This window comes from Kocuria kalidii (assembly GCF_044462225.1).
In the GTDB taxonomy this organism is placed as follows: Bacteria; Actinomycetota; Actinomycetes; order Actinomycetales; family Micrococcaceae; genus Kocuria; species Kocuria kalidii.
Window position 1 is genome coordinate 31,223 of record NZ_JBISWJ010000089.1, and the last position, 7,165, is coordinate 38,387.

The 7,165-nt window shown below is 72.4% G+C and carries 5 protein-coding genes; 3 read left to right on the plus strand and 2 right to left on the minus strand.

Translation table 11 applies throughout. The features are described 5' to 3' along the window. Positions 1-52: 52 nt before the first annotated feature. Complete coding sequence (mfd, locus tag ACH9D3_RS13445; RefSeq protein ID WP_396411326.1) at positions 53-3,772, minus strand: transcription-repair coupling factor; 3,720 nt, start codon at positions 3,770-3,772, stop codon at positions 53-55. Positions 3,773-3,942: 170 nt separating this feature from the next. On the opposite strand from mfd, the gene ACH9D3_RS13450 reads away from it, so the two are divergent. The 3 genes from ACH9D3_RS13450 (at position 3,943) to ACH9D3_RS13460 (ending at position 6,005) form a co-directional block, all read left to right on the plus strand. Next, complete coding sequence (locus ACH9D3_RS13450) at positions 3,943-4,065, plus strand: hypothetical protein (RefSeq protein WP_396399118.1); 123 nt, start codon at positions 3,943-3,945, stop codon at positions 4,063-4,065. Positions 4,066-4,155: 90 nt separating this feature from the next. Further along, complete coding sequence (gene nhaA, locus ACH9D3_RS13455; RefSeq protein WP_396411327.1) at positions 4,156-5,448, plus strand: Na+/H+ antiporter NhaA; 1,293 nt, start codon at positions 4,156-4,158, stop codon at positions 5,446-5,448. Between the two features lie 59 nt (positions 5,449-5,507). After that, positions 5,508-6,005 carry a DUF2505 domain-containing protein gene (locus ACH9D3_RS13460; RefSeq protein ID WP_396411328.1) on the plus strand — a complete coding sequence of 166 codons (498 nt, stop codon included), beginning with the start codon at positions 5,508-5,510 and terminating at the stop codon, positions 6,003-6,005. Positions 6,006-6,061: 56 nt separating this feature from the next. On the opposite strand, the gene ACH9D3_RS13465 is transcribed toward ACH9D3_RS13460, so the two are convergent. Next, the coding region (locus ACH9D3_RS13465) for a sugar phosphate nucleotidyltransferase (RefSeq protein ID WP_396409921.1) at positions 6,062-7,165 on the minus strand (1,104 nt) is incomplete at its 5' end.

Sequence of the window (7,165 nt, forward strand, 5' to 3'; positions counted from 1 at the left end):
CTGGTGATCACACTAGTGAATCACCGTGCGGGGTGCGGCACGGGGCCGGTGCTCAGGCCGGGGCCGGCTCCTTCGCGAAGACCGCCTCGACCACGCCGCGCGCCCACGCGAGCACCGCGCCGTCCACGAGGTCCTTGCCGCCGATCCGCTCGGTCTTGGGCTTGGGGATCAGCACCTGGAAGGTGTCGGTGCCGGGCACCGCCTTGACCTGCGCGCCCGGGTAGAGACGGGTGAGCCGCATGCGCCGGGACTCGGGGAGGTCGGCCGGGGCGAAGCGCACCATGCTGCCCTGGGCCGCCACGTCGGTCAGGCCGGCGGCGCGGGCGGCCACCCGGAAGCGGGCGACCTCCAGCAGGTTCTGCACGGGCTCGGGCACCTCGCCGTAGCGGTCCACGAGCTCGTCGGCGACCTCCTGGATCGCCTCCTCCGTGGCCGCGTTGGCGAGGTTGCGGTAGGCCTCGAGGCGCAGCCGCTCCCCCGGCACGTAGTCGTGCGGCAGGTACGCGTTGACCGGCAGCTCGATCTTCATCTCGGTGGGCCGCTCGTCCTCCTCGCCGCGGTACTCGGCGACGGCCTCCCCCACCAGGCGCAGGTACATGTCGAAGCCCACCCCGGCGATGTGCCCGGACTGCTCCCCGCCCAGCATGTTGCCGGCGCCGCGGATCTCGAGGTCCTTGACGGCCAGCTGCATGCCGGCGCCCAGCTCGTTGTGGGCGGCGACGGCCTTGAGCCGCTCCAGCGCCGTCTCGGAGAGCGGCTTCTCGGCCTGGTAGAGGAAGTAGGCGTAGGCCCGCTCCCGGCCGCGGCCCACGCGCCCGCGCAGCTGGTGCAGCTGCGAGAGCCCGTAGCGGTCCGCGCCGTCGACGATCAGGGTGTTGGCGTTGGCGATGTCCAGGCCGGTCTCCACGATGGTGGTGCACACCAGGACGTCGAACTTCTTCTCCCAGAAGTCCACGATGATCTGCTCCAGCCGGGACTCGGACATCTGCCCGTGCGCCACGGCGATCCGCGCCTCGGGCACGAGCTCGGCGATCTCCTTGGCCTTGCGCTCGATCGAGGACACCCGGTTGTGGATGTAGAACACCTGGCCCTCGCGCATGAGCTCGCGCCGGACCGCGGCGGAGACCTGCTTGTCGGTGTAGGCGCCCACGTAGGTCAGCACCGGGTGGCGCTCCTCCGGCGGGGTCGCGAGGGTCGAGGTCTCCCGGATGCCGGTGAGCGACATCTCCAGGGTGCGCGGGATCGGGGTCGCGGACATCGCCAGGACGTCCACGTCGGTGCGCATCGCCTTGAGCTTCTCCTTGTGCTCCACCCCGAAGCGCTGCTCCTCGTCGATGACCACGAGGCCGAGGTCCTTGAACCGGACCTCCTTGGACAGCAGCCGGTGCGTGCCGATGACCACGTCGATGGACCCGTCCTGCAGCCCCGCGAGCGTCTCCCGGGTCTCCTTGGCCGTCTGGAACCGGGAGAGGGCGGCCAGGCGCACCGGGAAGCCGGAGAAGCGCTCGGTGAACGTCTCGGCGTGCTGCTGGGCCAGCAGCGTGGTGGGCACGAGGATCGCCGCCTGCTTGCCGTCCTGCACGGCCTTGAACGCCGCGCGCACCGCCACCTCGGTCTTGCCGTAGCCCACGTCCCCGGAGATCAGCCGGTCCATGGGGACCTCCCGCTCCATGTCCGCCTTGACCTCGTCGATGGTGGTCAGCTGGTCCGGCGTCTCGATGTACGGGAACGCTTCCTCGAGCTCGCGCTGCCACGGGGTGTCCTCCCCGAAGGCGTGGCCGCGGGAGGCCATCCGGGCCGAGTACAGGCGGATCAGCTCGTTGGCGATGTCCCGCACGGCCCGCTTGGCGGCGCGCTTGGTCTTGTTCCAGTCCGTGCCGCCCATCTTGGACAGCGTGGGCGTCTCCCCGCCCACGTAGTTGGTCACCTGGTCGAGCTGGTCGGTGGGCACGAACAGGCGGTCCCGGGGTCCGTTGCGCTTGGACGCGGCGTACTCGAGCACCAGGTACTCGCGCACCGGCTTGGGCTGGCCGGGCTTGGTCATGGCCCCGGCGATGGGCCGCTGGATGAGCTCCACGAACTGGCCGATGCCGTGCTGCTCGTGCACCACGAAGTCGCCCTGGCTCAGCGCCAGCGGGTCCACGGCGTTGCGTTTGCGCCGCACCGGGAGCTTGCGCATGTCCTTGGTGGTGTACGGGCTGGCCCTGCCCAGCAGGTCCGCCTCGGTGAGCAGCACGATCCGCGGGCCGTCCAGGGCGAAGCCCTTGCCGGCCACCGCGGTGGTGAGCTCCACGATCCCGGGCTGCGGCTCTTCCGTCAGGGACTCGCGGCGGGCGGCCGGGATCCCGGCGTCGTGCAGCAGCTCCGCGATCCGGGTCAGCGGGCCGGGGCCCTCGGTCACGGCGACGACGCGCCAGCCGTCGGCCACCCGGCCCTGCAGGAACTCGAGCATCGCCTCGACGTCGCCGTGGAAGCTGAGCGGGTCCCGGGCGGCCACCGTGAGGGTGTCCGCGTCCGAGTCGAGCAGGGCGATGTCCTCCGCGGCGGTGTCGGCGTCCACGTCCTGGCCGGCCACCGCGTTGACGTTGAGTGCGGTCACGGCCCACCAGCCGAGGCCGGTCGCCAGCGCGGTGGCCCGGGCCTCGGCGAGGGTCTGGAAGGACCCGGAGGCCAGGGTGCGGTCGGCGGCGTCGTCGTCCTGGACGGCGTGCTCGGCCGAGGAGATGTCGATGGGCGCGGACAGCCCGTCCGAGGCGGAGTCCCAGGCGGCGAGCAGGAACTCCTCGTTGGTGGCCACGAGGTCGTGGGCGCGGGTGCGGACCTTCTCGGGCTCCATGACCACCACGAGCGAGCCGGGCGGGAGCAGGGACAGCACGGGCACCATGCCGTCCACGAGCAGGGGCGCGAGGGACTCCATGCCCTCCACGTAGATGCCGCCGGCGATCCGCTCGAGCATCGACTCCGCGCCGGGCAGGGAGTCCTTGAGCTTCGCGGCCCGGGACATCACGGACGGGGTGATGAGCACCTCGCGGCACGGCGGGGCCACCAGGCGGTCCGGGTGGTCCTGCGCGGTGAGGGTGCGCTGGTCGGCGACGGCGAACCAGCGCAGCTCGTCGACCTCGTCCCCGAAGAACTCGATGCGCACGGGGTGGTCCTCGACCGGGGAGAAGACGTCGATGATCCCGCCGCGCACGGCGAACTCCCCGCGGCGGGTGACCATGTCCACCCGGGCGTAGGCGGCCTCGGCGAGCGCGGTCACGGCGGCGTCGAAGTCGAGCTCCTCCCCGCAGGCGAAGCGCACCGGGGTCATGTCCCCCAGGCCCTCGACGACGGGCTGGAGCACGGACCGGACCGGGGCCGTCAGCACCCGCAGGGGGCGCTCGGCGTCGTTGCCGGCCAGCCGGCGCAGCACGTCGAGCCGGCGGCCCACGGTGTCCGAGCGGGGCGAGAGCCGCTCGTGCGGCAGGGTCTCCCACGCCGGGAACTCCGCGACCTCCTCGACCGGGAGGTAGGCGCCCAGGGCCGCGGCGAGGTCCTCGGACTCCCGGCCCGTCGCGGTCACGGCCAGCAGCACGGGGGCACGGGAACCGGCCGGCGCCGGGGCGTCGTCGAGGGCTCCGCGCAGCTGGGCGGTGAGCACCGCGCGCATCCCGTCCGGGGCGCTGATCACGGTCTCGGCGCTGCGCTCCCCCGGGGGCAGGCCCGCCTGGATGCGCAGATTGGCGAAGGAACGCTCCGCCCCGAGGGCGGCGAGCAGTCCGGACAAGGTCATGGGTGCGCAGTCTCCTGGGACGCTGAAGTGTGGTGCTGGTGGCGCGACGGGGCTGTCGGAGCCGACGGTCGCGGGTCCCAGCTTACTCCCGGCTCCCGACAGGTCCCGGGGCCGCGGATCGGGGCCCGCCTACCATGGGAGCACGCATCCGCCGCGACCGAGGAGCTCCGATGGCCGTCACCGCCTCCACCACCGTTCCTGCGCCGCTCGGCCAGGTCGTGGTGACCTTCACCGACGAGGAGTCCATCCGGCACGTCACCCACGGCGCCGGGGCCTGGCTCGCGAGCCGCTGAGCCGGTGGCCCTCGTGCCCGGCCCCGGAGTCGGCCGGTCCACCGGCGGACGACCCGCTGACCCCCGCTCCACGACGGACAGGAGTCCACGGTGACCGCAGGCGGGACTGACCAGCACGGGCGGGGACCGGGCAACTTCCTCCGTCACGACCTGGTGGGGGGTGTGCTGCTGCTGATCGCGATGCTCTCCGCGCTGGTGCTCGCCAACAGTCCCTGGTCGGACGGCTACTTCGCCCTGCGGGACACCCACATCGGCATCGACTTCCCCGGCCTGGACCACACCGTGGGCGAGTGGGCCTCGGAGGGCCTGCTGGCGATCTTCTTCTTCCTCGTGGGCCTGGAGCTCAAGGCCGAGTTCGTGGACGGCGAGCTGCGCGACATCCGCAAGGCGATGCTGCCCGTCGTCGCGGCGTTCGGCGGCGTGCTCGCCCCGGCGCTGATCTACCTGGTGGTCAACCTCACGCTGAGCAGCGACCCCGGCACCACGGGCGGGTGGGCCATCCCCACGGCCACCGACATCGCCTTCGCCGTCTCCGTGCTCGCCGTGGTGGGCGCCTCGCTGCCCGTGGCCATGCGCACCTTCCTGCTCACCCTGGCGGTGGTGGACGACCTCATCGCCATTGTGATCATCGCGTTCGTCTACACCGACGAACTCAGCGTCAGGTACCTGCTGCTGGCCCTGATCCCGCTGGGGCTCTACACCGTCCTGGCCCAGAGGTTCCCCGATTTCTTCATGCGGCACCACTGGGCCGCCTGGGTGATCCTGCTGCCCATCGGCATCGTCACGTGGCTGTTCGTCCTGGAGTCCGGCATCCACGCGACCATCGCCGGCGTGCTGCTCGGCTTCACGGTCCCGGTCAAGAAGGTCACCCCGCGGGTGATCCGCCAGGAGGAGCCCGAGCTCGGACTCGCCCCGGCCCTGGAGCACCGCTTCCGGCCGCTCTCCAACGGCCTGGCCATCCCGGTGTTCGCGTTCTTCGCCGCCGGCGTGGCCGTGGGCGGGGTGGACGGCGTGGTCAGCTCCCTGTCCGACCCCGTGGCGATCGGCATCGTCCTGGGCCTCGTCCTCGGCAAGGTGATCGGCATCTTCGGCGCCGCCTGGCTCATGGACCGGTTCACCCCCGCGACCAAGGACGACGACTACACGTGGCTGGACCTCGGCGGCCTGGCCATGGTCGCCGGCATCGGCTTCACCGTGGCCCTGCTCGTGGCGGAGCTGAGCTTCGGCCCCGGCAGCCTGCACGACGAGCACGCGAAGGTCGGCATCCTCACCGGCTCGGCGATCGCCGCCCTGGCCGGCGGCACCCTGCTGACCGTGCGCAACGGCCACTACAAGAAGCTGCGCCTGCAGGGCGTGGCGGTCGACAGGCTGGACCGTGCATGATCGTTGGAGGCGGTTCTCTAGGATGAAGCAGAACCGATCCACAGACCCGAGGAGCCCCCATGGCCGTCACCGCCTCCACCACCGTTCCCGCGCCCGTCGACCAGGTCGTCGCGACCTTCGCCGACGAGGCCTTCGTCCGCCACGTGGCCGAGAAGGCCGGCGCCACCCTGGAGTCCTTCGAGGTCTCGGGCGAGACCAGCGGGGCCTTCATCGTGACCACGGTGCGGGCGATGAGCGCCGACCGGCTCCCGGACATGGCCAAGCGGTTCGTCGGGGACTCCGTGCACCTCACCCAGACGGACGCCTACGAGGCCCCGGCCGAGGACGGGTCCCGCACCGTGCGCAGCGACATCCGGGTGGCCTCCCTGCCGGTCTCCGGCAGCGCCGACCAGACCCTGCGCGCAGTGGGCGAGCAGACGGAGGTCAACGTGGACTGCACGGTGGAGGCGAACATCCCGTTCGTCGGCAAGCAGGTCGCGGCGGCCGCGGAGCCCTACATCGGCAAGGCCCTGTCCCTGCAGTCCCAGGAGGCCCAGGTCTGGCTCGCGAGCCGCTGAGACTGGACTCGGGCCGGAAGGCGGCCAGTCCCGGGTGCGCACGGCCCCGGCCGTTTTCAGAGCACGTCCGTGTTGCCGCGCTGCTTCAGGGAGGCCACGGCGTCCTTGACCCGCTGGGCGTGCTCCCGGGTGGTCACCAGCAGCGCGTCCGGGGTGTCCACCACGACGATGTCCTCGACCCCGATCAGGGCGATCAGCCGGCCCGTGTCCGAGACGACGATGCCGCTGGAGCTGTCCGAGAGCACCCGGCTGTTGTCGCCCAGGACCGTCACGTCGGGATCCGTCTCGGGATCGACGTGGTTGAGCCGCCGGATCGCGGCGAAGTCCCCGACGTCGTCCCAGGTGAAGCTCGCCGGGACCATGGCCACGTCCCCGGCCGCGGCCGCGGGCTCGGCCACGGCGTAGTCGATCGCGATCTTCGGCAGCCCGGGCCACACCCGGTCCACGACCTCGTCCTGGGCCGGGGTGCCCCAGGCCTCGGCGATCTCGCTCAGCCCGGCGTGCAGCGCCGGCTCGCTCGCCGCGAGATGGCGCAGCATCAACGACGCCGGGGCCACGAACATCCCGGCGTTCCAGGTGTGGTTGCCCCCGGCCACGTACTGCCGGGCGGTGTCCTCGTCGGGCTTCTCGACGAACTCCTCGACGCCCAGCGCGTTCGGCGCCCCCGGGATCCCCAGCGGGGCCCCGGCCCGGATGTAGCCGAACCCGGTGGCCGGGGAGCTCGGCGGGATCCCGATCGTCACGATCCGTCCCGTGGCCGCGGCGGTCACCGCCTCCCGCACGGCGTCCTGGAAGGCCCCGGCGGGCTCGATCACGTGGTCGGCGGCGAAGGAGCCGACGATCGCCTCGGGGTCCCGGCGCTGGACGAGCATGCAGGCCAGCCCGATGGCCGCCGCCGAGTCCTTCGGGGAGGGCTCGAGCACGAGGTCCTCCGCCGAGAGCTCCGGGAGCTGCCGGCACACCGCCGCGGCGTGCGTGCGGCCGGTCACGACCATGACGCTGCCGCCGCCGAGCCCGGCGAGCCGGTCGTAGGTGGCGCGCAGGAGCGACGAGCCGGAGCCGGTGAGGTCCAGCAGGAACTTCGGCGCGTCGGCCCGGGACAGGGGCCAGAGCCGGGAGCCGACCCCTCCGGCAGGGATGAAGGGGTGGAAGTGGGCGAG